This window comes from Streptomyces platensis, from assembly GCF_008704855.1.
GTDB lineage: Bacteria > Actinomycetota > Actinomycetes > Streptomycetales > Streptomycetaceae > Streptomyces > Streptomyces platensis.
This window is the reverse complement of sequence record NZ_CP023691.1, coordinates 4640108-4664933: the sequence shown is the minus strand read 5'-3', so window position 1 is coordinate 4664933 and position 24826 is coordinate 4640108. Positions and strand designations below refer to the sequence as shown.

Here is a 24826-nt window from a genome sequence, read left to right as displayed (position 1 = left end):
AGAGGGTGACTTGCCATGGGAATCGAGCGCCACCACTCACCGCGCCTGCTTCTGCGCGGCGGCCTGGTCATCGACACCGCCCCCCACCCCGTCGTCCACCCGCACACCGATGTCCTCGTCGAGGAGGGCCGGATCGCCGCCGTGGGCCGCGGTCTGCCCTTCGACGAGGCCGATACCGGCCTGGAGGTGATCGACGCCCGCGCGCTGATCGTGCTGCCGGGCTTCGTCGACACCCACCGGCACATGTGGCAGGCCGTGCTGCGGTCCGCCGCGGTCGACGAGAGCCTCGACAGCTATCTCGGCCGGATCCTCGGCGACCTCTCCGGCCGCTTCACGCCCGCGGATGTGTACACCGGCAACCTCCTCGGCGCACTGGAGTGCCTGGACACCGGCGTCACCACCGTGCAGGACTTCTCGCACGTCCAGTACACGCCGGAGCACAGCGCGGCCGCCGTCGAGGCGCTGGAGGAGGCCGGTATCCGCGCCGTCTTCGGCTACGGCTACCCCGTCTTCGACGACACCGCCCGGCGGGCCGACTGGGTGCGGGACGTCCGCACGAAGTACTTCCCCTCGCGCGAGGCACTGCTCACGATGGCGCTGACCCCTGTCGGCCCCTCCTTCGCCCCACCGGAGACCGTCCGGGAGGACTGGCTGCTCGCCCGTGAGCTGGGGCTGCCGATCGCCGTGCATGTGACCGCCGGGCCGGTGGCGATGCGGCCGATCGCCGCCCTCCAGGAGCAGGGGCTGCTCACCGCCGGCACCCTCTACGTACACGGCAATTCACTGCCCGACTCCGAGCTTCGGCTGATCGCCGAGTCCGGCGGCGCGGTGGCGATCACGCCGGCGATCGAGGCATCGATGCGGTTCGGCGCACCGATGGCGGGCCGGCTGCGCCGGGCGGGCATCCCGACCGGCCTGGGCGCGGACGCGGTCACCTCGGCACCGGGCGACATGTTCTCCCAGATGCGCGCCGCGCTGATGAGCAGTCACTTCGACGGCAACGGCGACGGCGAGGCCGACGCGCCCACGGTCAAGGCGGCCGATGTCCTGCGGATGGCCACCGCGGAGGGCGCCGCGGCCCTCGGCCTGGCCGACGAGGTGGGCTCACTCGGCATCGGCAAACGCGCCGACCTCGTCCTGCTGCGCGCCGACGCCCTCAACCTCGCCCCGGTCGCCCACGACCCGATCGGCGCCGTGGTGACCGCCGCCCACCCCGGAAACATCGACACGGTCCTGGTCGACGGCCGCCCGGTCAAACGCCACGGCCAACTGCTGTACGGCGACCTGGGCCACGTACTGAACACGGCCCACCGGACGGCGGAACGACTGGTGGCCACGGGCTGAGCAGCGTCAGCCTGTCCGCTTGGGCAGCGTCAGGTCGAACTCCACGGCGTCAGGAGTCGTCGGCAGGCCGGGCCGCCGGTTCGAGGATTTCGGCGGCGTTCTTCGCGACGAACGACCCCATGCCGGGTTCGGTGTAGATCAGCCCGTCGGACCGCAGCCCGCGGTGCACCTTCTGGCCCGTGGTCGTGGCGATGCCGAATTCCTCCAGCATCTCGACCACTGACGGGACGCGGGTGCCGGGCTGGTACGTGCCGTCGGCAATGCGCTGGCGGATCACGTCGGCGACCTGGCGCCATCGAGGCCGGTCCGGGGCAAATTCGATCACGTGAACAAGTTAGGCACGCCACACCATGCCAGGCGAGAGGTACTAAGGTGTGCCAGGGTGTACCAGAGTGCACTAGACTCGCTGCCGCAAAGACCCCGGCGGGTGCGCCAACACCCCCGGGGCATGGCCAACCTGGAGAAAGCAGGTCGACATGCGAAACCTTATGCACAGCCTTCTCACCCGGTTAAGGAAGCACCGGACCCACCGCGCGAGGGCGGTCACCTCATGAGCGACGGGATGCGGCTGCTGCCCTGGAACGGGCCGGACGGGAAGCCTTGCTACCTCTCCACTGACGAGGGTGGCGGATATCTGTCCCGGCTCGCCGACGACATGGAAGCCGCGCAGCTCGACACCGCCGAGGAGCTGCTCCGGCACACGAACGAGCTGCTGAACGGGTCGGCGGAGGTGACCGCCGGGGAGCTGCGCTTCTGTGTCCACAGGCTGCGTGAAGCACTGCGGGACATGCTGCGGATCGTGGAAAGCAGGGGCGGGCGGGCGACGTAACCCGCGGGCCGGAACGATCAAGGGCCCGGCATCACGGATGCCGGGCCCCGTACGACGTGGAAGCTTCTAGGCCAGCGCCAGCCACGCCGCGCCCGCGACGACCAGGAGGGCGACGATCACGCCGACGATGAGGCCCACGCGGGGGCCTGCGGACTGCTGGGGGGCCGGGGCGCGGCGGCCGCCGGTCTGGGGGGTGCCGCCCTCGTCCACGAAGGCGCGGAACATCTGCGTGCTGCCGGCCGGGTCGTGGTTGCCGCCGGCCTGGTTCTGCGGGTTGGTCGCCATGGGCAAGGACCCTAGCGAACCGGGGGCGGAGCGGCACCGTTGGGGCGCGTGTGGAGCGCCCGTGAAGGCGCCTACGCAGCGGGGTCGGGCCGGGTACGGCGCGTGGGCGGGAGCGTGGGCGGGCCGTCCAGGGGTGTCCCGTTACCGGCCGGTATTGGCCGGCGCTCGCGATACCGGCTCCGACCTGCGGGTTTGCGGATCGCCATCGGGTCGTTGACCAATGCCCGGTGGAGACTTTTGGCTGCCTTTACTTCAAGCCTGGACGAATCATTTGCCTTCAGCAACCAACCTGCTTATGGTTGCCCCAAGCAACAAAAGATGTGTGTGGATGCGTGGAGGAGCCGGTGGCAGCTCACAGTCAGTACGAGGAGCTGGCCAGGCAGCTCAGTGCCATCGGCGCCGTCAAGCGGGAGATGGGGCGGATGCTGCCGCAGGAGTGCCCGCCCGCCTCGGCGGGGGTGCTCACCCTTCTCGACCGGCACGGTGAGATGCGGATGAGTCAGCTCGCGGAGCTGCTGGCGATCGATATGTCGGTGACCAGCCGGCACGTGGCCCATGCCGCCGAGCGCGGCTGGATCGAGCGGAAGCCCGATCCGGCGGACAAGCGGTCGCGACTGCTGCGCCTGACCCCGAGCGGGACGGAGCTCCTGGAGGAGCTCGCCGAGCGCTACACGGCCGCGCTCGCCCGGTACTTGGACGACTGGTCCGACGCCGACGTCGGGCAGCTCACCGAACTCCTCGCCAGGCTCCGCACGAGCTTCGGCGACTGCCGTACCCGAGCGCATCACGACTTCACCACCCGTACACCCGCAGGATGAAAAGGAACTACATGGCTACGACCACACCAGCCGGTGTGCGGGGCGGCCACGCCAGGCACGGAGGCGGACAGCACGCCTCCGACGGAGCCCCTATGACGCACCGTCAGATCATGGAGGCGCTGTCCGGGCTGCTGCTCGGCATGTTCGTCGCCATCCTGTCGTCGACGATCGTCTCCAACGCGCTGCCCGAGATCATTCATGACCTCGACGGCGGACAGAGCGCCTACACCTGGGTCGTCACCGCTTCGCTGCTCGCGATGACCGCGACCACCCCGCTGTGGGGCAAGCTCTCCGACCTGTTCAGCAAGAAGCTGCTGGTGCAGATCGCGCTGATCATTTACGTGGCGGGCTCGGTCGTCGCCGGGCTGTCGCAGAACACCGGCATGCTGATCGCCTGCCGGGTCGTGCAGGGCATAGGCGTGGGCGGGCTGTCCGCCCTGGCCCAGATCGTGATGGCCGCCATGATCTCCCCGCGGGAGCGCGGGCGTTACAGCGGCTACCTCGGCGCCACCTTCGCCGTCGCCACCGTCGGCGGCCCGCTGCTCGGCGGCGTCATCACCGACACCGACTGGCTCGGCTGGCGCTGGTGCTTCTACGTCGGCGTCCCGTTCGCCGTCATCGCGCTGATCGTGCTCCAGAAGACCCTGAAGCTGCCCGTCGTCAAGCGCGAGGGCGTCAAGGTCGACTGGGCGGGCGCGTTCTTCATCAGCGCGGCGGTCTCGCTGCTGCTGGTGTGGGTGACGCTGGCCGGTGACAAGTACGACTGGATGTCGTGGCAGACCGCCGCGATGGTCGGCGGTGCGGTCGTACTCGGCGCGATCTTCGTCTTCGTGGAGACCAAGGCCAAGGAGCCGATCATCCCGTTGCGGCTGTTCCGCAACAAGACGATCACCCTGGCGTCGGTGGCCTCGCTGTTCGTCGGTATCGCGATGTTCTCCGGCACCGTCTTCTTCAGCCAGTACTTCCAGCTGGCGCGCGACAAGTCGCCGACGATGTCCGGGGTCATGACGATCCCGATGATCGGCGGACTCTTCATCTCCTCGACGGTCTCCGGCCAGGTCATCACCAAGACCGGCCGCTGGAAGGCCTGGCTGGTCGCCGGTGGTGTGCTGGTGACCGCGGGTCTGGGCCTGCTGGGCACCATCCGCTACGACACCGAGTACTGGCACATCGCGATCTTCATGGCGCTGATGGGTCTGGGCATCGGCATGATGATGCAGAACCTGGTGCTCGCCACGCAGAACCAGGTGGCTCCCGAGGACCTCGGCTCCGCCTCGTCCGTCGTGACCTTCTTCCGCTCCCTCGGTGGTGCGGTGGGCGTCTCGGCGCTCGGTGCGGTGCTCGCCAACCGCGTCACCCACTACGTCAAGGACGGGCTGGCCGAGCTCGGCCCCAAGGGCGCGAAGGCCGCCGCACACGCCGCCGGCAACAGCGGCGGCGGCATCCCCGACCTGGACTCCCTGCCGGCGCCGCTGCGCACCGTCATGGAGAGCGCCTACGGCCACGGTGTCGCCGATGTCTTCCTGTACGCGGCGCCCTGTGCGCTGCTCGCCTTCGTCTTGACCCTGTTCATCAAGGAGGTCGCGTTGAAGACGCGTGGCGGACTGGCCCAGAGCTCCGAGGACGCACCGGCCGCGGCCACCCCGTCGGCCGCCTCCGCGGAGGCCGTCATCCCGGCGCAGGCCGAGGAGCGGGAGCCCGCCCTGGTGGGTGCCGCGCCGGTGGCCCCGGACGACGAGGCGCACACGCCCTCGTGGGCACGCCCGGCCGTGGCGACGGCCACCCAGCCGCTGGCCGCGTACGCCTCGGCCGGCGGCGGGGACGCCACCCCGTCCGGCCCGTCGGTGCACGGCTTCGTCCGCAACGCCGAGGGCAGCCCCGTACCGCGCTCCGCGGTCACGCTGATCTCGCTCAGCGGGCGGCAGCTGGGCCGCGCGGTCGCCCAGGCCAACGGCTCGTACGCGCTCAGCGCCCCCGGCGCCGGCTCGTATGTGCTGATCGCCGCGGCCGACGGCCACCAGCCGCAGGCCTCCACGGTCGTCATCGGCGAGGCGCCGCACGCCTACGACATCCTGCTCAGCGGCACCAGCGGCCTCGGCGGCCAGGTCCGCAGCGCGGCCACCGGCGCACCGGTCGACGGGGCGATGGTCGTCGTCACCGATGTCCGCGGCGAGGTGCTGGCCACCGGAAAGACCGGCGCCGAGGGCCACTTCGCCTTCGACGAGCTGGCGCCCGGCACCTTCACCGTCGCGGTGAACGCCCCGAACCACCGCCCGGCCGCACTGCCGGTCGAGATCGGCGGCCAGGGCACCACGAGGATCGAGATCGAGCTGCTGTCCGGCGCGCGGGTGCAGGGCGTCGTGCGGGCCGGTGCGCACCGCCGGCCGCTGCCCGACGCACGGGTCACGCTGGTGGACGCGGCCGGCAATGTCGTGGCCACCTCGACGACCGGGGAGGACGGCGCCTACGCCTTCACCGACCTGGACGCCGGCGACTACACGGTCATCGCGAGCGGCTACCCGCCCGTCGCCACCGGCCTCGCGGTCGATGCGCGCGGGGTCGACGGATACGACGTCGAGCTGGCACATCCCGGGGACTGAAACCACCCGGGCCCGGGGATCTCACCCGGGAGCAATACCCCGGACCGGGGCGCGCGTTGAGCGGAGGCGCGTCCCGGACCGGACCGAAGGGCTCCGGCGGCGGCGCTGCGCACAGGCAGGGGACGGCCTGCACGCCGCCGCCGGACCCGACACTTCCCCCCGCTCACGGCCCGGCTCGCACGGGCCCCATGAGCAGGGGGCACCATCAGGCAACAAACGGGAGAGGCAATGACTTCGACGGGCGCGGGAGCTGCGGGACTGAGGGCGCAGGTCCGCACACGGGACGGCTGGGCGGTCCAGCACGCCGTACTGACCGTCACCGATATGACCGGCGCGCAGGTGCTGCGGGCCGCGGCGGACGACGAGGGCGCCATCCGCAGCGCGGAGCCACTGCCGGCCGGCCCGTACACGGTCATCGTGACGGCCGTCGGCTACGCGCCGGTCGCCTCCAGCGCGATCGTGACGGCCAGCGGCCGGATGGACGTGGGCAGCGTCGTCCTGGCCCGGCAGGGCGGGGCCGAGCTGCCGCCGCCCGGTGTCTGGACCATCGACCCGATGCACTCGACGGTGGCGGCGGTCGCCCAGCACCTGGGGATCTCCAGCGTGCACGGCCGGTTCACCGAGTTCGGCGGCCGGATCGAGATCGCCGAGGACCTGCCCGCCTCGCGGGTCGAGGCGGACATCAAGGCCGCCTCCATCGACACCGGCAACGGGATGCGCGACGGCCATCTGCGTTCCGAGGACTTCCTGAACGTCGAGGAGTACCCGGAGCTCACCTACCGCAGTGCGGGCCTGTCCCCGGCCGGCCCGGACCGCTGGACCGTGCACGGTGAGCTGTCGCTGCACGGTGTCGTACGGCCGGTGGACCTCGAACTGAGCTACCTCGGCACCGGCCCCGACCCGTGGGGCGGGGTGCGCGCCGCGTTCCGCGCCACCGCTGAACTGCGCCGCGAGGACTTCAAGATGAACTACAACCAGGTCGTCGCGGCCGGTGTCGCGGCCATCGGGACGACGCTCAAGGTCGAGCTGGACATCCAGGCCGTGCAGGGGGAGAGCCTGCCGATGGGGTGAGGCCCCGTCCCCTAGACGATCGATTCCAAGGGATCGGCTGTGCGCACAAGGGAAGGGAGTCCAACGTCGGTGTGTGAAGACAGAGTTGGACTCCCTCGCCACCGCACTCTATGTGAAGACCGACGACCTGCTGAAGGCATCACCGCATCTGGCTCCCTGGCGTCCGGCCATGGGGATCGCTGTGCAACTGACCGATGCTGAGCTGGTCACGCTCGCGATGATGCAGGCCATGCTGGGCTTCACCTCCGAGGCCAAGTGGCTTCGCTACGCCCACTCTCACCTGCGGCATCTCTTCCCCTACCTGCCCAAGCAGCCCGGCTACAACAAGCGCCTGCGCAAGGCCGCCGAGCTGCTGCGGCGAGTGACCCGGCTGCTGGCCACCGACACCTCCGTATGGAGCGACGACGTGTGGATCGTGGATTCCACGCCCGTGGAGTGCGGACGCTCCCGCGAGACCGTCAAACGCTCCGACCTGGCCGGATGGGCCGAGTACGGGTACTGCGCCAGCCACAGCCGCTTCTTTTGGGGCCTGCGCCTGCACCTGGTGTGCACCCTGCAGGGCCTGCCGATCGCCTTTGCCCTGACCGGAGCCAAGGTCGACGAACGCGAGAGCCTGCTGGACCTGCTCGCCGCCGAACCGGGCCTGACCACCGCCCGGCCCGGACAGACACTGATCGGCGACAAGAACTACTTCGGCCGCGACTTCGAGCACCAATTGGCCGAGCAGGACCTCCGGCTCCTGCGGCCGGCCCGCAAAGGCGAGCCGGAACGGCCCGGCGCCTTGCTGTTCAAGCCGTTGCGGCAGGTGATCGAGTCGGTCAACGAGACCTTCAAGGGGCAGCTCAACCTTGAACAGCACCGAGGCCGTACACCGGGTGGCGTGATCGCCCGTGTCATGCAGCGCATCCTCGCGCTGACCGCCGCGATCTGGCACAACGACCACACCGGCCAGCCCGCCCTTCGCTCACTGACCGCCTACGATCACTAACCACAGACCCCTTGGAAATGATCATCTAGGGTGAGCTTATGCCGCATTTCGAGGTCGTGACAGCCGTCGCCGCACCCCCGGACCAGGTGTTCGCGGTTTGCCTGGACGTGGAGGCGCATACCCGCTCGATGGCTGATTCGTCGGAGCGAGCGGTTGGCGGCAAGACCCGGGGCGAGCTGTCGCTCGGCGATACGGTGACCTTCCAGGCTCGCCATCTCGGCCTGACCTGGCGACTCAAGGCCCGCATCACCTCATACGATCGGCCCCGAAGTTTCGTGGACGAGCAGGAGTCCGGGCCCTTCAAGCGATGGCGTCACGCCCACCACTTCGAGCCGGACGGAGCCGGCGGCACCATAATGCGAGACGTCGTCGACTTCACCTCACCACTGGGGACCGTCGGACGCATCGTCGACAGACTCCTCCTGAGCCGGTACATGCCCTACCTCATTAGAATCCGCAACGCCTACCTGGCCAGCACTTTCGACTGAGCGGCCCGCTTTTGTTCCACTCTCGACCTCTTCGACTCCATCCCCGAAGTCAACCGGGCCACCGTCGAGGTGATCATTGCGGCGACCGGCGGCGACATGGCCCGCTTCACCACCACCCAGGCACCCCTTGGAATAGATCATCTAGGGGGTGTCTTTCCGATCAGGCCGGATCAGGGAGCGGGGTGTGGTGCGTGCGATCGCAAGGCGGAGGAGGGAGTCGACGCGGAGCGTCGGCGAGTGACGACAACGCGGATGGGGGTCCCCCCGCGCCGTTCAGGCGTGGGGGAGTGCGTGCCACACCCCGCGAGCCCGGCATGATCGGGAAGACACCCCCTAGGCACGGCCGGGCCGGGCGTCAGTCCGCCGCCCGGTCCCGCATCGCCTCGATCCCCGCGATCTGCAGATCGAGGGCGAAGGTGAAGTCCCGGTCCAGCATCTCCACGACGCTCTGGCCCTGGCGTGTGTACCCGGTGCGGGTGGACAGCTCCAGCGTCTCGGCGAACTCCGGCCGCTCCGCGAGCGCGGCGAGGACCTGCTCGAAGTAGTCGTCGAGGGTCATGCCCGCGGCGCGGCACCGCTCCTCGTGCGTGGCCCGGATCGTGGCGAAGCCGTAGACGAAGTGGAAGAGCGACGCCAGCGCGCCGGAGGTGCGGTCCGGGGTCAGGCCGCTGCGCCGCATCACCCGCTGGGTGGCGTTGGAGAAGGCCGTCGAATGCGGGCCGATGTTCATCAGCCGGCCCAGCAGCCGGGCCGCCCAGGGGTGGCGCAGCAGCATGTCGCGGTAGCCGACGGCGAGGGCGCGCAGCTGGTCGCGCCAGTCGGCGCCGGTGTCCGACTCGTCCGGCAGCGCCATCTCGCCGGCCACCGCGTCCACGGCCAGTTCCAGCAGGTCGTCCTTGGTGTCGACGTACCAGTAGACGGACATCGCGGTGACACCGAGCTCGGCCGCGAGCCGGCGCATCGAGAATTTCGCCAGGCCCTCGGCGTCCAGCAGCCGGACCGTCGCCGCGACGATCTTGTCGAGGCCGAGTCCGGCCGGCTGGTCCGCCTTGCGTTTGAGCGGGGGGCGTTCGGTCAGCCAGACGCTGCTCGGCCGCTTCCCGGTGCGGCCGTCCGTCGCTGCCATGGCGCCCCTCCCTGCCCTGAACGTCTGCGACGCCAGGGGGTCGTCGTCGGTGTGTCGTCGGTGTCGTTTTCGGTGCACGGCACGTACGCGTGGTCATACGTGCCGTCGGTACATGCCGTTCACGATCACGTACCCGCCGATGCTATTCCGCCCCGGCGGCCGCCGGCTCCGCACCGGCAGGCGTGGCCGGCACCTCCGGGTCCCGGCCGGTGCGCTCCGCCCGGCGCAGCAGCACGGCGGCGACCAGCCCGCCCAGGAACACCGCGGCCGCGCCGACCAGCTGGCTGGTGCCGATACCGGTGGCGAAGGCGTCCTGCACGGCGCTGCGTTCGGCGTCCGTACGGGTCCTGGCGAGCGCCGCGGGCAGTGAACCGGCGCCCGCGGCGACCAGCGGAAGCAGCGCCACGAAGCGGGAATTGAGGACCGCGCCGAGCACGGCGACGCCGAGCCCCTGGCCGAACTCCATCAGCGTGCCGTTGACGCCCGCTCCCACTCCGGCCTTGGCCGACGGGATCGCGGACATGATGGCGTTGGCCATCGTCGGCATGGCGAGCGCGACACCGACACCCATCACGAGCAGACCGGCCAGCATGCCGCCATAGCTGTCGCCACCGAACAGGGAGATGGCGGCGAGACCGGCCGCGAGCAGCGACATCCCCGAGACGATCATTCCGGGGGTGCCGAGCCGGGGCAGCAGACGTGCGCTGAGGCCGGTGAAGTTGATCAGTATGACGGTGACGGCGAGCGGCGCCATCCGCAGTCCGGCATCCAACGGGCCGTAGCCGAGCACCAGTTGCAGATGCTGGGTGAGCAGGAACATCGAGCCGCCCATCCCGAAGGCGACGAGGATGCCGCCGGAGACGGCCCCGATGAAGCGGCGGTTGCGGAAGAAGTGCATGTCCAGCATCGGATACGGGACGTGCAGCTCCCACAGTGCGAAGACCGCGAGACCGGCCAGGCCGAGGGCTGCGGAGATCAGCACCCGCCCGGACAGCCAGCCGGTGACCGGCCCGGAGATGATCGCGAAGACCACTCCGACCATGCCGATCATGGACAGCAGGGCGCCCGGCAGGTCCATGGGGGTCCCCCCTGCTCGAACGCCGTGGAGAGTTTGGGGGAGTTCGCCGCCGTGGCTCCGGGACTCGGGCACCAGGGCGACGACGGCCAGCAGCGCCACGACGGCGACCGGCAGATTGACCAGGAACAGCGAGCCCCACCAGAAGTGGTCGAGCAGCGAACCGCCGATCAGCGGCCCGGCCGCGAACCCGAGCGAGTTGACCGAACTCCAGATCCCGATGGCCTTGGGTCGCTCCTCGTCGTCGAAGATCTGCATGACGACGGCGAGGGTGGTGGTCATCAGCAGCGCGCCGCCGACCCCCATCCCGGCCCGGGCGGCGATCAGCTGGCCGGGTGACTGGGCGAGCGCCGCGCCGAGCGAGGCGACGCCGAAGAGCACCAGGCCGATGGCGAGCATCCTCTTGCGGCCGTAGCGGTCAGCGGAATTGCCGGCGGTGAGCAGCAGACCGGACTGGACCAGCGAGTAGGCGTTGATCATCCACTGGACGTCGGCGGTGGTCGCCCCCAGGTCCTCGGTGAGGGAGGGGATGGCGACGTTGAGGACGGTGTTGTCGAGGATGACCGCCAGCTGGGCGAGGCAGATGACGGCCAGGATCAGCCAGCGGGTGGCGGTCCGGCCCGGCGGCTGGAGTGTGGTGGTGGCGTCGGAGGCCACGGGGGACATACGGGCTCCCTGTACGGGGTGGGCGTCGTTGATTTACACCGTACAGGGAGTGTTATACGCCGTACATTTGATTTCGGCCGGGTGACGGGCGGGTGGGGGCGGCGGTCGGGTGAGGGGGCGCCTCGCGCCTCGGGAGGGGTTGTCCGTAGGGGCGCGCCCCGACGGACGGTCGGGGCGCGCCCCTACGGATGACCCCTCCCGCTCACCCCTTCCGCGTCAGGTCGTAGAAGGTGGCGCCGCCGACGGTGGCCTTCTGGAAGGTCTTCGCCACCCAGGACGTGATCTGCGACGAGCCGCCCCGGTCGCCGCCGGGCCCGCCCTGCCCGCCCTGCCCGCCCGCGAGGAAGTAGTGGATCTTCCCGGCCGCGACATACTCCTTGAACCGGGCGAGGGTCGGCGACGGGTCGCTCCCGTTGAAGCCGCCGATCGCCATCACCGGCTTCTCAGTGGCCAGTTGGTAGCTCGCGGCGTTCTGGGAGCCGATGGCCGCGGCGGCCCAGGTGTACTCGTCCGCGTCCTTCTCCAGCAGCGCCTTGGCCCGGTCGCTCACCTTGCTGCCGTTGAGCAGACCGCCCATCCGGCCGGCGCCGCGCTCACCGAAGCCGCCCCTGCCGCCGGGGAACCGGGGTCGGCCGGCCTGCCACCCCCGGGCGCCCGGCGCCGGGAACTGCCTCTGCTGGCCGGCCCGCTGCGGGGGCGGGTTGGCGCCCTGCGTGCCGCCCGGCATCCGGCCCTGGCCACCTTGGCCCGGCGGAAGGGCCTGGCCGGGGGCCCCGCCCTGGCCGGCGCCCGGCACCCCGCCGTTGCGGCCGCGCATCCGGCCGCCCGGGAAGCCGCCACCGGGACCGCCCCTACCGCCCCGCACCGTGGGGCCGGCCGTGATGATCGAACCGCCCTTGGGCGTGTTGACCGTATCGAGGGTGTACGCGACCGGCCCGGCCAGCGCCGTCACCACCCCGAGCCCCGCCGCGAGCACCGCCACCCGCCGGCTCGCCCGTACCGGCGCCCGGCCTTCCGGCGCCGCTGCTTCCTTCCGGGCCGCCGCCCCCGCCCGTACCGCCGGCAGCAGCCCCAGCGCCGCCAGGAGGCCGAGCGCCGCCACCGTCCAGCGCAGCCACGGCAGCCAGTCCGGCGAGCGGTTCAGCAGCACGAACGACCATCCGGCCGTCACCGCCACCGTCCCGGCCAGGACGAGCGCGGCGGACCGCCCGCCGCGCCGCCACAACAGCGCCGCGCCCATCCCGACCAGCGCCGCGATATACGGGGCCAGCGCGATGTTGTAGTACTGATGGAAGATCCCGGACATGAAGCTGAAGGTCGTGAAGGTCATCAGCAGCGCGCCGCCCCAGACCAGGAACTCCGCCCGCTGACCGGCCTGTTCAGCGGCCACCGTCCGCCGCGCCCGCCACAGCACCGTCACCCCCGCGACCAGCAGGATCAGCGCCGCGGGCAGCAGCCAGGAGATCTGCCCGCCCATGTCGGACGAGAACAGCCGGGTGATGCCGGTCTCCCCCCAGCCACCGCCACCGGGACGGCCGCCGCCCCCGCCGACGCTGCCGGTCTCGTTGCCGGTGATCCGCCCGAAGCCGTTGTAGCCGAAGGTCAGCTCCAGGAAGCTGTTGTGCTGCGAGCCGCCGATATACGGGCGGGAGGCCGCCGGCCACAGTTCGACGAGCGCCACCCACCAGCCGGCGGACACCACGATCGCCAGCCCGGCGAGCAGCAGCTGACCGAACCGCCGGCGCAGCGCGACCGGCGCACAGCAGGCGTGGACGACGGCGAGCGGCGGCAGGATCAGCCACGCCTGGAGCGTCTTGGTGAGAAACCCGAGCCCGAAGCAGACCCCGGCCAGCACCAGCCACGTCGTCCGGCCGTCCGCCAGGGCGCGCAGGACACAGGCGATCGCACCGACCATCAGCAGGCACAGCAGCGCATCGGGGTTGTTGAAACGGAACATCAGCGCGGCGACCGGCGTCACCGCCAGCGCGCCGCCCGCGAGCAGCCCCGCGCCCGCACCGAACCGTCGCCGTACGGCCCCGTGGAGCACCCCGACCGCCGCCACACCCATCAGCGCCTCGGGCACCAGGATCGCCCAGGAGCTGAGCCCGAAGAGCCGTACGGACAGCGCCATCGGCCACAGCGCGGCGGGCGGCTTGTCGACGGTGATGGAGTTCGCCGCATCGGACGAACCGAAGAAGAAGGCCTTCCAGCTCTCGCTGCCGGCCTGTACGGCGGCCGAGTAGAACTGGTTGGCGTAACCGGAAGCGGACCGGTTCCAGAGGTAGAGAGCGGCCGTGACCAGCAACAACGCCAGCAGTGCGGGCCGCTCCCAGCGGGCCGCCGGCTCCGGTGCCACGGGCGTCCGGGGGTCGGTGAGCGACGCCGCCGCGCCCTCCTGTGCGGCGGACGGCGGCGGGGCCGGGGTGCCGGGCCGTTGTTGCGGGGTCATCGTGCGCTCCTGGTGAGATCGTCCCGGTCATGCGAAGGGTGCGGCGGCGCGGTGAGGTCGTCCCGGCGCTCGCGGTCGGGGAAGACCCAGGCGCGGAAAAGCAGAAAACGCAGCATCGTGGCCGCGAGGTTGGCGGCCACCAGCACCGCGAGTTCGGTGCCGTGCGAGGCGGTGCCCCCGGCGGCGTCGAGGGCCGCGAGCGAGCCGCTGGTCAGCACCAGTCCGACGGCGAAGACCACCAGCCCCTGCGCCTGATGGCGGACCGCCCGGTCCCGGCCCCGTACTCCGAAGGTCAGTCGCCGGTTGGCGGCCGTATTCGCGAGCGCCGACACCAACAGGGCGGCGGCATTGGCCAGTTGGGCGCCCGTCCCGAGGCGGAAGAGAGAGAAGAGGGCGAGGTAGAGCAGTGTGCTCAGCCCGCCGACGACACAGAAGCCGACCAGCTGACGGGCCAGCCCGCCGGGCACACCGGTCAGCTCACGGTCCCGCGGATCGTCCCCGAACGGCCGGGCCAGCCGGTCCAGCGGCAGCCCGCCGGTCGCCAGCGCCCGCCCCACCCGCCAGACGCCCTTGAGGTCATCGGCGGCCGTCCGCACGATATGCACGGTGCTGTGGGGATCGTCGATCCAGTCCACCGGCACCTCGTGGATCCGCAGCCCGGCCCGCTCCGCGAGCAGCAGCAGCTCGGTGTCGAAGAACCACCCGGTGTCCTCGACCATCGGCAGCAGCCGCTCGGCGACATCGCCGCGGATGGCCTTGAACCCGCACTGCGCGTCGGAGAACCGTGCGGCGAGCGAGCCCCGCAGGATGAGGTTGTACATCCGCGAGAGGAACTCCCGCTTCGGCCCCCGCACCACCCGTGCGCTCCGGCTGAGCCGGGAGCCGATCGCCAGATCCGAGTGCCCGGAGATCAGCGGCGCCACCAGCGGCAGCAGCGCGTTGAGGTCGGTGGACAGATCGACGTCCATATAGGCCAGCACCGGGGCTTCGGACAGCGACCACACGGTGCGCAGCGCCCGCCCCCGCCCCTTCTGCTCCAGCCGTACCGCGGTGACCTCGTCGAGCGCGTCATCGAGCCGGGCGGCGACATCCGGCGTACGGTCCGTGCTCGCGTTGTCGGCGATGGTGATCCGGAACCCGTACGGGAAGGTGCGGGCGAGGTGCTCGCGCAGCCGCCGCACACACGGTTCGAGGTCGCGCTCCTCGTTGTGGACGGGGATCACCACATCGAGGACGGTCGCGCTCTGGCCGAGCCGCAGATGCTCGCGTGGAGGCAGGGAGCCCAGCGGGGTGGGCGGCGGTGTCGTCATCATGCCCACGACATTCGCCAACCCCACTGTCATGGCGATGTGTTGATCCTGTGGCGGGGCTGTGAGTACGTGGGGGGGGAGGGGTGGGGCCGGGGGTCGTGGGGCTGGTGGGGCGGGGGTGTCGGCAGGGGCCGGGGTGTCGGCAGGGGCCGGGGTCTCGGCGGGGGGGCTGGGGCGCGGGGGACGTCTCGCGGGCCCTGGCCGGCGCGCGTCCCCGGCCCCTGTCCGGTGCCTACCGCCTCGTGACGGCCTCTACCGGCCCGTGCCCGGTGCCGTCCGTCCTGCCGTATCGCGTGCCTCCGACGGGGCCGCCGTCGGCAGCGTCACCGTGAAGACCGTCCGCCCCGGCACACTGCCGACCTCGACCGTGCCGCCGTGCGCGGCCACCACCGCCTGCACGATGGCGAGGCCGAGCCCGGTGCTCCCGGCGGCACGTGAACGCGAGGCATCACCCCGGGCGAAGCGCTCGAAGACATGCGGGAGCAGCTCCGCCGGTATACCCGGCCCGTCGTCCCGCACCTCCAGCTGGACGCCCCCGTCGTCACCGGCGGCGGCGCCCGTCGCGGCCCGCACCCGGGCGGTCACCGTGGTCCCCTCCGGCGTATGCGTACGGGCATTGGCCAGCAGATTCACCAGGATCTGATGCAGCCGCCCGGCATCGCCGTACACCACCGCCGGCTCATCGGGCAGCTCCAGCCGCCACCGGTGACCGGACCCCGCCACCCGGGCGTCGCTCACCGCGTCGACCACCAGCGGCGACAGATCTATTCGCTCGTACGCGAGCGGACGCCCGGAATCCAGCCGGGCGAGCAGCAGCAGATCCTCCACCAGCCCGGTCATCCGCTCCGCCTCCGACTCGATCCGGCCCAGGGCGTGCCGGGTCTCCGGCCCCGGCTGCTCCCGCCCGCGCCGGGTCAGCTCGGCGTAACCCCGGATCGACGCGAGCGGGGTACGCAGCTCATGGCTGGCATCGGCGACGAACCGCCGTACCCGCGTCTCGCTCTCCTGACGGGCAGAGAGCGCCGAACCGACATGCCCCAGCATCCGGTTCAGCGCCGCACCGACCTGCCCGACCTCCGTACGCCCGTCCGACTCGGACGCCGGCACCCGGACATGCAGCGCCACATCGCCCTGGTGGAGCGGGAGTTCGGAGACCCGGGTGGCGGTGGCGGCGACCCGGCGCAGCGGCCGCAGCGCGATCCCGACCATGGCGGAGCCCGCGAGCCCGACCGCCGCCAGCCCGGCGGCCGTCACACACGCCTCGATGAGCACGAGCCTGCCGACGGTCTTCTGCACATAGCCGAGCGGCAGACCGAGCACCAAGGAGCCGTCCTTGGTGGACTCCGCCCGGTAGTGACCGAGTCCGGGCAGCTCGGCGGTGTGTGGCCGGCCGTCCCTCGGCACCCTGTTCAGCACCGCGACCTGCGCGGCGGTAAGGTCCGCCAGCTTCTCCTCGGGCCCCCTGGTCGGGTTGGCCAGCATTGCCCCGGCCTCGGCAGTCCCCCCGGGCCCGACCCACGCCCCCACCGTGCCCAAGGGCAGACCACCCATCGCCACAAAGTCCAGGCCCCCCTGGGCACGCCTCGATTCATGGGGGCGCGGCATCTGGGCGCGCATCACGAACCCCTGGACCTGCCGGTCCAACTCCCCCTGCATATAGGCGTGCAGCGCAATGGTCGTCACCGTCCCGATGACGGCCCCGACGACGGCGATCAGGGCCACCGCGGACACCACGAGCCGGGTCCGGAGGGACCAGCGGCGACGGGGGGCGGGGGGCCGACGGCCCCGCATCCGGGGGGCTTCCGGCGGGGTCGGGGGTCCGGGCTGGTTCGGGTGCTCGGGCGGGGCGGGCGGCTCGGGCGGCTGCTGGGGACGGGCCTGACCGGGCCCGGCGGGCCTCTCGGGTTGCTCGGGCCGGTCAGGCCGCTCGGGCGCCGTCGCGGGCTTCCCGCTCATGGCCCGCTACCCGCCCGGCTTGAGCAGATAGCCCGCGCCCCGGCGGGTGTGAATCATGGGCGCCCGCCCCGCGTCGATCTTCCGCCGCAGATATGAGATATACAGCTCCACGACATTGGCCTGGCCGCCGAAGTCATAGCTCCAGACCCGGTCGAGGATCTGGGTCTTGCTCAGCACCCGCCGCGGATTGCGCATCAGATAGCGCAGCAGCTCGAACTCGGTGGCCGTCAGATGAATCTCCTGGCCGTCCCGCCACACCTCATGGCTGTCCTCGTCGAGCACCAGATCGCCCACCGTCAGCCGCGATTCGCTCCGCGCGGCGGCCGCCCCGGCCCGGCGCAGCAGCCCCCGCAGCCTGGCCACCACCTCTTCCAGGCTGAACGGCTTGGTGACGTAGTCGTCGCCGCCCGCCGTCAGCCCGGCGATCCGGTCCTCGACCGCGTCCTTGGCGGTCAGGAACAGCACCGGCACATCCGGCAGTTCACGCCGCAGCCGCCCGAGCACCGTCAGCCCGTCCATGTCCGGCAGCATGACATCGAGCAGCACCGCGTCCGGCCGCCAGCTACGGGCACAGCGCAGCGCACCGGCGCCGTCCCCCTCCGCGCGGATGTCCCAGCCCTCGTAGCGCAGCGCGAGCGACAGCAGATCGGCGAGCGAGGACTCATCGTCCACGACCAGCACCCGCACGGGGCTCCCGTCGGCCCGCAACAGCTCCGGCTGCTTCCCCGGCGCACCTCTGGAGGACGACGCCGGAGCCGGCAGACGAAACGACGCTGAGGACGAGGAAGTCACGGTCATGCCACGGAGCTTGGCCCGCCCCCGTGAGAGCTCCCTTGCGCCTTCCTGTGAATCTCCTGAGAATCCCCCATGCCGCTCTCCCTCCCCCGGGGCCCCACTCCTGCCCCCTCCGCCGGCCGCGCGCCACTAGTGACCTGAGCCGGAGACTCCCGTGCCGTTCTGTGAGCCGTGCAGCCGCGCGTACGCCCCGCCCCAGGCCAGCAGTTCCCGGTGCGTCCCGTTCTCCACCACCCGCCCGTGGTCGAGGACGAGGATGCGGTCGGCGTCCGGCGCCAGGTTCAGATCGTGCGTGATCGTGATCGTCGTACGGCCGGACATCAGCCGCCTGAGCGGTCCGATCACCTGCCGCGCGGACAGCGCGTCAAGACCGGTGGTGGGCTCGTCCAGGACCAGGACGGGCGCGTTCCGCAGCATGGCGCGGGCGATCGCCACACGCTGCAACTGGCCGCCGGACAGCTGCGCGGTGTGCGGGTCGATCCGGGTGTCGTAGCCCTCGGGGAGGGCGGTGATGAAGTCGTGGGCCGCCGCGTCCCGGGCAGCCTGGACGATCTCGTGGTCCGTGGCTCCCGGCCGCCCGCAGGCGATGTTCTCGCGGAGGGTGCCGTGCAGGATGAGCGTCTCCTGCGGCAGGAGCGTGACGTTCTCGCGGAGGAAGGCGAGGGGCATGGAGTGCAGCGGCACCCCGTCCAGGCGTACGGAGCCTTCGGCGGGGTCGTAGAAGCGCAGCAGCAGCTTCGACACGGTCGACTTGCCCGCCCCGCTCGCGCCGGTGATCAGCACGAACTCCCCGGGGCCGGCGGTGAGCGCGACCCCGGCCAGGGTGCGCTTCTCGGCGCCCGGGTAGCGGAAGCCCACCTGGTCGAACTCCACCGTGCCGTGCACCCGCCAGGGCGCGACGGCCGCTCCCGGCGGCGGGTCGGCCACGGCGGGCTCGGCGTCGAGGATGTCCAGCAGCCGCTCGGCGCCCGCGGTCGCGGCGGTGAGGGTGAGGCCGAGCTGTCCGAGGTTGCGGATCGGCGGGTAGAGGTAGCCGAGGAAGGCGGCGAAGGCCAGGAGCTGGCCGATGGTCATCCGGTCCTGGGAGATCTCCCAGGCGCCGAGCCCGATGACGGCGAGGACGCACAGCGTCTCGATGACCTGGACCAGCTGCTCGTACAGCTCGCTCATCCGCGCCCCGGCCACCGACGCGCGCATCCAGGCGCCCGCTTCCCGGCGCAGCCGCTTCTCCTCGGCGGCCTTCCGGTTGTAGGCCTGGGTGAGCACGATGTTGCCCAGCGACTCCTCGACCACCGAGGTGATCGCGCCGTCGGCGACGCGCTCCTCCCGCGCGACGGCCTTGATCCGGCCGGAGAAGCGCCGGGCGGCCAGCCAGAACAGCGGCGCCAGCACGAAGGTGGCCAGCGCCAGGTCCCAGCGCAGCCAGAAGGCGGCGGTGGCGAAGAAGACCGTGCTGAACAGGGCGGACACGGTTCCCACAACCCCGGAGACCACCATCTGCTCGATGGCCTCGACGTCCCCGGTGAGGCGCTCGACCAGGTCTCCCTGGCGGTGGCGCTGGAAGAAGTGCGGCGGCAGGTCCTGGACATGGCCGAAGACGCGGGCGCGCAGGCGAAGGACGAAGCGCTCGGCGGTCCACACCGCGAGCGAGTTGCCGGTGTACCCGACTGTCGCACCGAGGACCGCCACGGCGAACCACTGTCCGGCGGGAGACCAGAAGGCGCTGAGCGAGCCCTGCTGCAGGGCATGGTCCGTCAGGTTCGAGAACAGCAGGATCGCGGCCGTCTCGGCGAGCGCGGCGGCGACCACACAGAGGCAGATCAGCACCAGCCAGCGGCGGTCGCCCCGCGCCAGCGGCCAGAAGCGGCGGAAGGCCACGCGCGCCGGCAGGTGCGGGGCGGCCGGCTCGCCCTCGCGGCCCCTGCTGCCCCCGTGGCCGGGGGCGGACTCGGCTCCGACCGCCCGCAGCTGCGTCGTCGGCGAGTCGCCGTGGCTGAGCCCTGTGGGCGCTGTGGGCGCTGTGGGCGCTGTGGGCCCTGTGCGTGCGGTGGGCACCGAGGGCACTGTCGAGGTCACGGTCGCTGTCTCTTCCGCTCTGGCATCGTCCGGCTGCCGGAGGCGTGCCGGGCTCGGACATGGCCGAAGCGGGCCCGCGGCACAGTGCCACGGGCCCGCCTCCGGTCTGTGGCTCAGAAACCGATCGGGCGACGGCGCTGGTGCTTCTTGTGCGCCGGCTTCGGGTGCCGGTGCCGGTTCCTCTTCTCCTCGTGCTTGCAGGCGGGCTTGACCGGAAGGACCTTGCGGATGCTCATGGCGATTCTCTTTCAGTTGTTTCTTTTCTGATGTCTCGCCTTTCGGCTTCGACGTGGAAAACATTAGGAGGGGTTTCTGTGAGCGGGATCAGCGGAGCCTGTGCATACCCCAAGGGCCGCACGCTCGATCGGGCGACACCTAGGGCCCCTTGGGGTCCTTCTTCGGCTACGGAAGCGGATTAGGCAGCGGCTTCCGTAGCGGCTGCGTGAGCGCGCGGGGCGCCGGGGCGGACTTCTTGAAGCTCACTTCAATTCAGCCTTCGCCTGTTTTCACTGCGCCTGTCCGGTGCGGCAAGAAAGACGCCACGGAGGAATTCGGTGGAGAGTTGAATTCCTCGGTGAGGCTCGGTCAAGGAAATGAGAGTGACGCCGACGGAACTCGCTCGGCCGGGGTCGGAATAGCTGTCCACCATCTGCCGCCAACGGCAGCCCTCCAGCGCCCGGGCCCCTGAACCGGCCGCCCCCGCCCCGTACTTCGCCGCCGCCCGAGCCGGACCGTCCCCCGCGCCCGACGGCCGTAACCGACCTGGGCCGCCCCCCGCGCGGTCCAGGTCGATCACCACTTCTTAAGCATCGCACCTGCCACTGACAATCACCCTGACCAGCACTTTCCTTGCCCCGGGCCGCGCGCCCCACCCCACCCCGACCGCGTACCGTCGCCCCATGAGACTCCTCGCCCTCTCCGGCAGTCTGCGTGCGCGCTCCTCCAACGGTGCGGTGCTGCGCTCCGCACTCACCTTCTGGGACGGACCGGCCACCACCGCGGACATCGGCGCGCTCCCGCACTTCAACCCCGACCTGGACGGCGAGGACGCCACGCCCCCGGTCCCGGTCGCCGCCCTGCGCACCGCCGCCGCGACCGCCGACGCCCTGCTCGTCGTCAGCCCCGAATACGCGCACGGAGTCCCGGGCGTCCTCAAGAACGCCCTCGACTGGCTGGTCAGCAGCGGCGAATGTGGCGGCAAACCGGTCGCGGTGATCACTGCCTCGCCATTCCCCACCGGCGGTGACCACGCCAACGCCCAGCTGCGCGAGGTCCTGCGCATGATGTCCGGCGAGGTCGTGACGGCGGCCTGCCGCGAAATCCCCGCCATCGGACCGAAGGTCGACCCCACCACGGAACAGGTGAAGGACGCGGCCACCCTCACCGATCTGGGCCTGGCCATGGCTCAGCTGGCCGAAGCCGCGACCACAGCCACAGCCACAGCCACAGCCACCGCCACCGCCCCGCTCACCACACCATGAAGCCGGCAGCCCACACCGCCCTCCATCCCCCTCACACGCCGAACAACCGCGCCGCGTTCCCGTAACAGACCCCGCGCAGCCAGTCCTCCCCGAGCTCCAGCCCGGTGAGCACCTCCAGCGCATGTGCGTACCCGTAGGGGATGTTGGGGAAGTCGCTGCCGAACAGCACCCGTTCGCCGAGGTCCCGGAGCCGGCCGCGTTCCGGGCGGGGGAACGGCGCGATCCGTTCGGCGAAGTCCGTGAACGCCATGGTCGTATCGAGATGCACGCCCGGATAGCGCTGCGCGAGGTCAAGGAAGTCGGTGTACTCCGGCATCCCCATGTGCGCGATGATCAGCCGCAGCCGGGCGTGGCGGGCCAGCAGCCGTGCGATCGGCTCGGGCCCGGTGTGCTTGCCCGGCGCCGGGCCCGAGCCGCAGTGGATGACGACCGGCACCCCGGCCTCCGCGAGGGCTCCCCACACCGGGTCGAGCAGCGCATCGGCCGGGTCATACCCGCCCACCTGCACATGCGCCTTGAAAACCCGTGCCCCGTCGGCCAGTTCGGCGCGCACATACTCCGCTGCACCGTCCTCCGGGAAGAACGTCGCGGTCCGCAGACAGTCCGGCGTACGGGACGCGAAGTCGGCCGCCCAGCCGTTCAGCCACCGCGCCATCCCCGGCTTGTGCGGATAGATCATCGAGGTGAAGGCGCGTACGCCGAAGCCGCGCAGCACCGCCAGCCGCTCGTCCTCCTCGAACCGGTACGTGATCGGCCACGCCCGCCCCACCAGCGGCCCGGCCGCGTCGAAGTACGCCCAGACCTTCGCCATCACCCGCTCGGGCATGAAGTGCGTATGCACATCGATCAGCCCCGGCAGCCCCAACTCCCGCCAGAACGCGCCGACCCGCTCATCCCCGTCCGCCACGCCGGGCCCCTCCCTTACGGGCGACCCACTACGGCCTCGCCCCTACGGCCTCGCTCACGGCCCCGACCGGCACGGCACGGCCCCGTGGCCCCTCGGCCCGCTGAGCCACCAGCCTGCATCCACCGCACACATTTACCTGCACGCACATCCCTCTGCGCATCTACCTGCACGCAGCATCTAAACGCCCCCACTTCCTCAGAACAACCCCTCCTGCCCTCTCGCTCCCTCCCGCTCCCGTTCTCCCACCCCGCGCCCCACGGCCCGCACCGGCACCGTCGTCACCCGCCCCGCAGCAGCCCCCAGGACCCACCCGGACAACAGCCGCGCATCCATCACCGCAACCACACCCGCCTCAGCACCTGCACCCGGCCCCGCACCCCCACCGAACCCACCGGCGCCCGCCCGCTTCCCGCCCCCGTGCGCGCCCCGGCCCTCACCCCCGGCTCCGCCCCTCTCCCCGGCCACATCCCCCGCCCCCGCCAACCGCAGATACACATCGGCCCCCACCCCGGTCAGCACCTCCCCCACGATCTCCGCCCCGGCCGTCATCCCGCCCAGCTCGGCCACCTCACCCGGAATCCGGTCCAGGCCGAACAGCTCCGAATGGTCAGTACAGGCGAATTCCACCGGCTCCAGCGTCTCCGGCCAGCCCGCCAACTCCCGTGCTGTGCGGTGCAGTTGAGCGAGCTCGGCGGCCCGCTCCGGTACCGGGGGCAGCGCCCCGCGCGCCGCCCGCTTGGCCGCCTTCGTGAACCGGTCGGGCACCGCCAGCGCACTCCCCAGCAGTGCCTCCGCCCGCCGCGCCGCCATCAACGGCCCCCGCCCCAGCCATGCGTACGCCACCGCCCCCTGCTCCACCAGCCGGGCCGGGCCGCGCTCGGCGGCCGTGATCCCCACCTTGAGCAGCCCGGGACCGAAGTACGCGAGGTAGACGCCGTACGGCCGCGGATCGTCGGCCATGGTGTCCGCGGCCACCGAACGCGACCGGTCCAACTGGGCGCACCGCGCACACTGATCCCTGGCACTCGCCCCGTCGAGCACCGCACCGTACGGGCACACGATCCAGCGGCCGGCCCGCCACACCCCCAGACACCACCGCTCGCCCCGCGCGGCGAAGGCCAGCCGCTTGCCCGCGGGGAGCAGGCTCACCCGCGCCTCGCCCCGCTCGGCGCAATACCAGCCGAGCCGCTGCCCGAACCGCCCCGCCGGCCCCGCCCCCGGCCCGCCGCCCGACCAGCGCGGTCCCGTACATCGCCACACACCGCCAGCGTACGACCACCCACTGACAACGCCACCCGCCCGCCGTCGCCCCCGGGCCCCGCACGCCCGCACGCCCGCACCCCGGCCTGCACCCTCACGCGCGGCCCCGCACCCACCCGGCCCGCGCCCCTCACCTGCCCCTCAGCCCACCGACTCCCCTCAGGCCGCCCCCTCACCCCACCGACTCCCCCTCAAGCCACCAGCCCGCCCCCACTCCCCGGCCCCCGAAACGTGCTCCGATACGCCCGCGGCGACACCCCCAGCGCCGACTGGAGATGCTGCCGCAGCGAGGCCGCCGTCCCGAAGCCCGCCTCGGCCGCGATCCGGTCCACCGTCAGCTCGGTCTCCTCCAGCAACTGCCGGGCCCGTTCGATCCGTTGCTGCGTCAGCCACTGGAGCGGCGAGATACCGACCTCCTCCCGGAACCGCCGGGTGAAGGTCCGTACGCTCATCGACTCCCGCGCCGCCAGCTCCCGCAGGCTCAGCGGCCGGTCCAGGTGCTCCAGCGCCCAGGCCCGCGCCACCCCGGTGGACGAGATCTGCGGCTCCGGCATCGGCCGCCGGATGTACTGCGCCTGCCCGCCCTCCCGGTGTGGCGGCACGACCGTCCGCCGCGCCACATCGTTGGCCACCGCCGCCCCGTGATCGCACCGGACCATGTGCAGACACAGATCGATCCCGGAGGCGACCCCGGCCGCCGTCAGCACCTCGCCCTCGTCCGTGTACAGCACATCCGCGTCCAGGTCGACGGCCGGGAACAACTGGCGGAAGTGCTCCACCGACCGCCAGTGGGTGGTCGCCCGCCGCCCGTCCAGCAGCCCGGCCGCGGCCAGCACGAACGCGCCCGTGCAGATGGACGCGATCCGGGCCCCGGGCCGGATCCGGCCCAGCGCACCGGCCATCGCCGGACTCAGCCGCCCGGCGCTCCGCTCCGCCCCCAGGTCGTAGTCCGTCCCGGACGCCGGTACGACGACGGTGTCGGCCTCCTCCAGAGCCTCCGGCCCGTGCGCGACATTCACCGTGAAGTCCGTGTCCGTTCGCACCTCACCGGGCTCCAACGCGCAGGTGACCAGCTCGTACAGAGGCTCCCCGGCCGCCGACCGGGCCTCCCCGAAGATCCGGTGCACGATGCCCACCTCGATCGGCAGCATCCCGTCCCGCACCAGCACCGCCACCCGATGCCGCCGCCCGCTCCCCGGCACGGCCCGCACCGGCCCGGCCCCACCACTACCCCCGCTACGGCTTCCGCTCTCCACTACACCCATGGCCCGATCCTTGCACACTATGGCCATCGGGCCACTC

General features: G+C 71.8%; 21 protein-coding genes. 8 read left to right on the top strand and 13 right to left on the bottom strand.

All coding sequences use genetic code 11. From position 1 onward, the window contains the following. Positions 1–15 precede the first annotated feature (15 nt). Positions 16–1344 (top strand): amidohydrolase family protein, encoded by a 1329-nt coding sequence (locus CP981_RS20655; RefSeq protein ID WP_085928178.1) that lies wholly within the window; start codon positions 16–18, stop codon positions 1342–1344. A 49-nt stretch (positions 1345–1393) separates the two neighbouring features. Here the strand turns inward: CP981_RS20655 and CP981_RS20650 are convergent, their stop codons facing one another. Then, on the bottom strand, positions 1394–1669 hold the full coding sequence (locus CP981_RS20650) for a GntR family transcriptional regulator (RefSeq protein WP_244329721.1): 276 nt from the start codon (positions 1667–1669) through the stop codon (positions 1394–1396). A 225-nt stretch (positions 1670–1894) separates the two neighbouring features. On the opposite strand from CP981_RS20650, the gene CP981_RS20645 reads away from it, so the two are divergent. After that, complete coding sequence (locus CP981_RS20645) at positions 1895–2173, top strand: hypothetical protein (protein ID WP_085928180.1); 279 nt, start codon at positions 1895–1897, stop codon at positions 2171–2173. 66 nt (positions 2174–2239) lie between these two features. Here the strand turns inward: CP981_RS20645 and CP981_RS20640 are convergent, their stop codons facing one another. Then, positions 2240–2458, bottom strand: a complete 219-nt coding sequence (locus CP981_RS20640) for a hypothetical protein (RefSeq protein WP_085928181.1) — start codon at positions 2456–2458, stop codon at positions 2240–2242. Positions 2459–2802: 344 nt separating this feature from the next. Here CP981_RS20640 and CP981_RS20635 point away from each other — a divergent pair, with 344 nt between their 5' ends. From CP981_RS20635 to CP981_RS20615, 5 genes are all read left to right on the top strand, one after another. Further along, entirely contained in the window at positions 2803–3276 is a 474-nt protein-coding gene (locus CP981_RS20635; RefSeq protein ID WP_085928182.1) for a MarR family winged helix-turn-helix transcriptional regulator, read from the top strand. Positions 3277–3368: 92 nt separating this feature from the next. Further along, on the top strand, positions 3369–5876 hold the full coding sequence (locus CP981_RS20630) for an MFS transporter (protein WP_483028327.1): 2508 nt from the start codon (positions 3369–3371) through the stop codon (positions 5874–5876). A gap of 228 nt (positions 5877–6104) precedes the next feature. Next, positions 6105–6947 (top strand): YceI family protein, encoded by an 843-nt coding sequence (locus CP981_RS20625; RefSeq protein WP_085928184.1) that lies wholly within the window; start codon positions 6105–6107, stop codon positions 6945–6947. A 73-nt stretch (positions 6948–7020) separates the two neighbouring features. Continuing rightward, positions 7021–7935 carry an IS982 family transposase gene (locus CP981_RS20620; protein WP_085928185.1) on the top strand — a complete coding sequence of 305 codons (915 nt, stop codon included), beginning with the start codon at positions 7021–7023 and terminating at the stop codon, positions 7933–7935. Between the two features lie 38 nt (positions 7936–7973). Beyond that, positions 7974–8423, top strand: coding sequence for an SRPBCC family protein (locus CP981_RS20615; RefSeq protein WP_085928186.1), 450 nt, complete (start codon positions 7974–7976; stop codon positions 8421–8423). A gap of 355 nt (positions 8424–8778) precedes the next feature. On the opposite strand, the gene CP981_RS20610 is transcribed toward CP981_RS20615, so the two are convergent. The 8 genes from CP981_RS20610 to CP981_RS39205 form a co-directional block, all read right to left on the bottom strand. Then, on the bottom strand, positions 8779–9549 hold the full coding sequence (locus CP981_RS20610) for a TetR/AcrR family transcriptional regulator (RefSeq protein WP_085928187.1): 771 nt from the start codon (positions 9547–9549) through the stop codon (positions 8779–8781). 142 nt (positions 9550–9691) lie between these two features. Further along, on the bottom strand, positions 9692–11290 hold the full coding sequence (locus CP981_RS20605) for an MFS transporter (RefSeq protein WP_085928188.1): 1599 nt from the start codon (positions 11288–11290) through the stop codon (positions 9692–9694). Between the two features lie 202 nt (positions 11291–11492). Further along, positions 11493–13739, bottom strand: coding sequence for an ArnT family glycosyltransferase (locus CP981_RS20600; RefSeq protein ID WP_085928189.1), 2247 nt, complete (start codon positions 13737–13739; stop codon positions 11493–11495). After that, positions 13736–15082 carry a bifunctional glycosyltransferase family 2/GtrA family protein gene (locus CP981_RS20595; RefSeq protein ID WP_244329720.1) on the bottom strand — a complete coding sequence of 449 codons (1347 nt, stop codon included), beginning with the start codon at positions 15080–15082 and terminating at the stop codon, positions 13736–13738. Before CP981_RS20595 ends, CP981_RS20600 begins: the two co-directional genes overlap by 4 nt. A gap of 219 nt (positions 15083–15301) precedes the next feature. Beyond that, a complete protein-coding gene (locus tag CP981_RS20590; protein ID WP_085928698.1) occupies positions 15302–16840 on the bottom strand; it encodes a sensor histidine kinase in 1539 nt (512 codons plus the stop codon). Positions 16841–17011: 171 nt separating this feature from the next. After that, complete coding sequence (locus CP981_RS20585; RefSeq protein ID WP_085928699.1) at positions 17012–17803, bottom strand: response regulator transcription factor; 792 nt, start codon at positions 17801–17803, stop codon at positions 17012–17014. Positions 17804–17929: 126 nt separating this feature from the next. After that, complete coding sequence (locus CP981_RS20580) at positions 17930–19690, bottom strand: ABC transporter ATP-binding protein (protein WP_085928702.1); 1761 nt, start codon at positions 19688–19690, stop codon at positions 17930–17932. A 299-nt stretch (positions 19691–19989) separates the two neighbouring features. Next, positions 19990–20112, bottom strand: a complete 123-nt coding sequence (locus tag CP981_RS39205; RefSeq protein WP_280116717.1) for a hypothetical protein — start codon at positions 20110–20112, stop codon at positions 19990–19992. A gap of 663 nt (positions 20113–20775) precedes the next feature. On the opposite strand from CP981_RS39205, the gene CP981_RS20575 reads away from it, so the two are divergent. Next, a complete protein-coding gene (locus CP981_RS20575; RefSeq protein WP_085928700.1) occupies positions 20776–21357 on the top strand; it encodes an NADPH-dependent FMN reductase in 582 nt (193 codons plus the stop codon). Positions 21358–21388: 31 nt separating this feature from the next. Here CP981_RS20575 and CP981_RS20570 read toward each other — a convergent pair whose 3' ends face one another. The 3 genes from CP981_RS20570 to CP981_RS20560 form a co-directional block, all read right to left on the bottom strand. Further along, on the bottom strand, positions 21389–22264 hold the full coding sequence (locus CP981_RS20570) for an amidohydrolase family protein (RefSeq protein WP_085928701.1): 876 nt from the start codon (positions 22262–22264) through the stop codon (positions 21389–21391). 195 nt (positions 22265–22459) lie between these two features. Beyond that, the gene (locus tag CP981_RS20565) at positions 22460–23524 is read right to left on the bottom strand and encodes a DUF2797 domain-containing protein (RefSeq protein WP_150522356.1); all 1065 of its coding nucleotides are present in this window, start codon (positions 23522–23524) and stop codon (positions 22460–22462) included. Positions 23525–23715: 191 nt separating this feature from the next. After that, positions 23716–24816: a GlxA family transcriptional regulator gene (locus CP981_RS20560; RefSeq protein WP_208852961.1), complete on the bottom strand. Its 1101-nt coding sequence runs from the start codon at positions 24814–24816 to the stop codon at positions 23716–23718. Between the last annotated feature and the right edge of the window lie 10 nt (positions 24817–24826).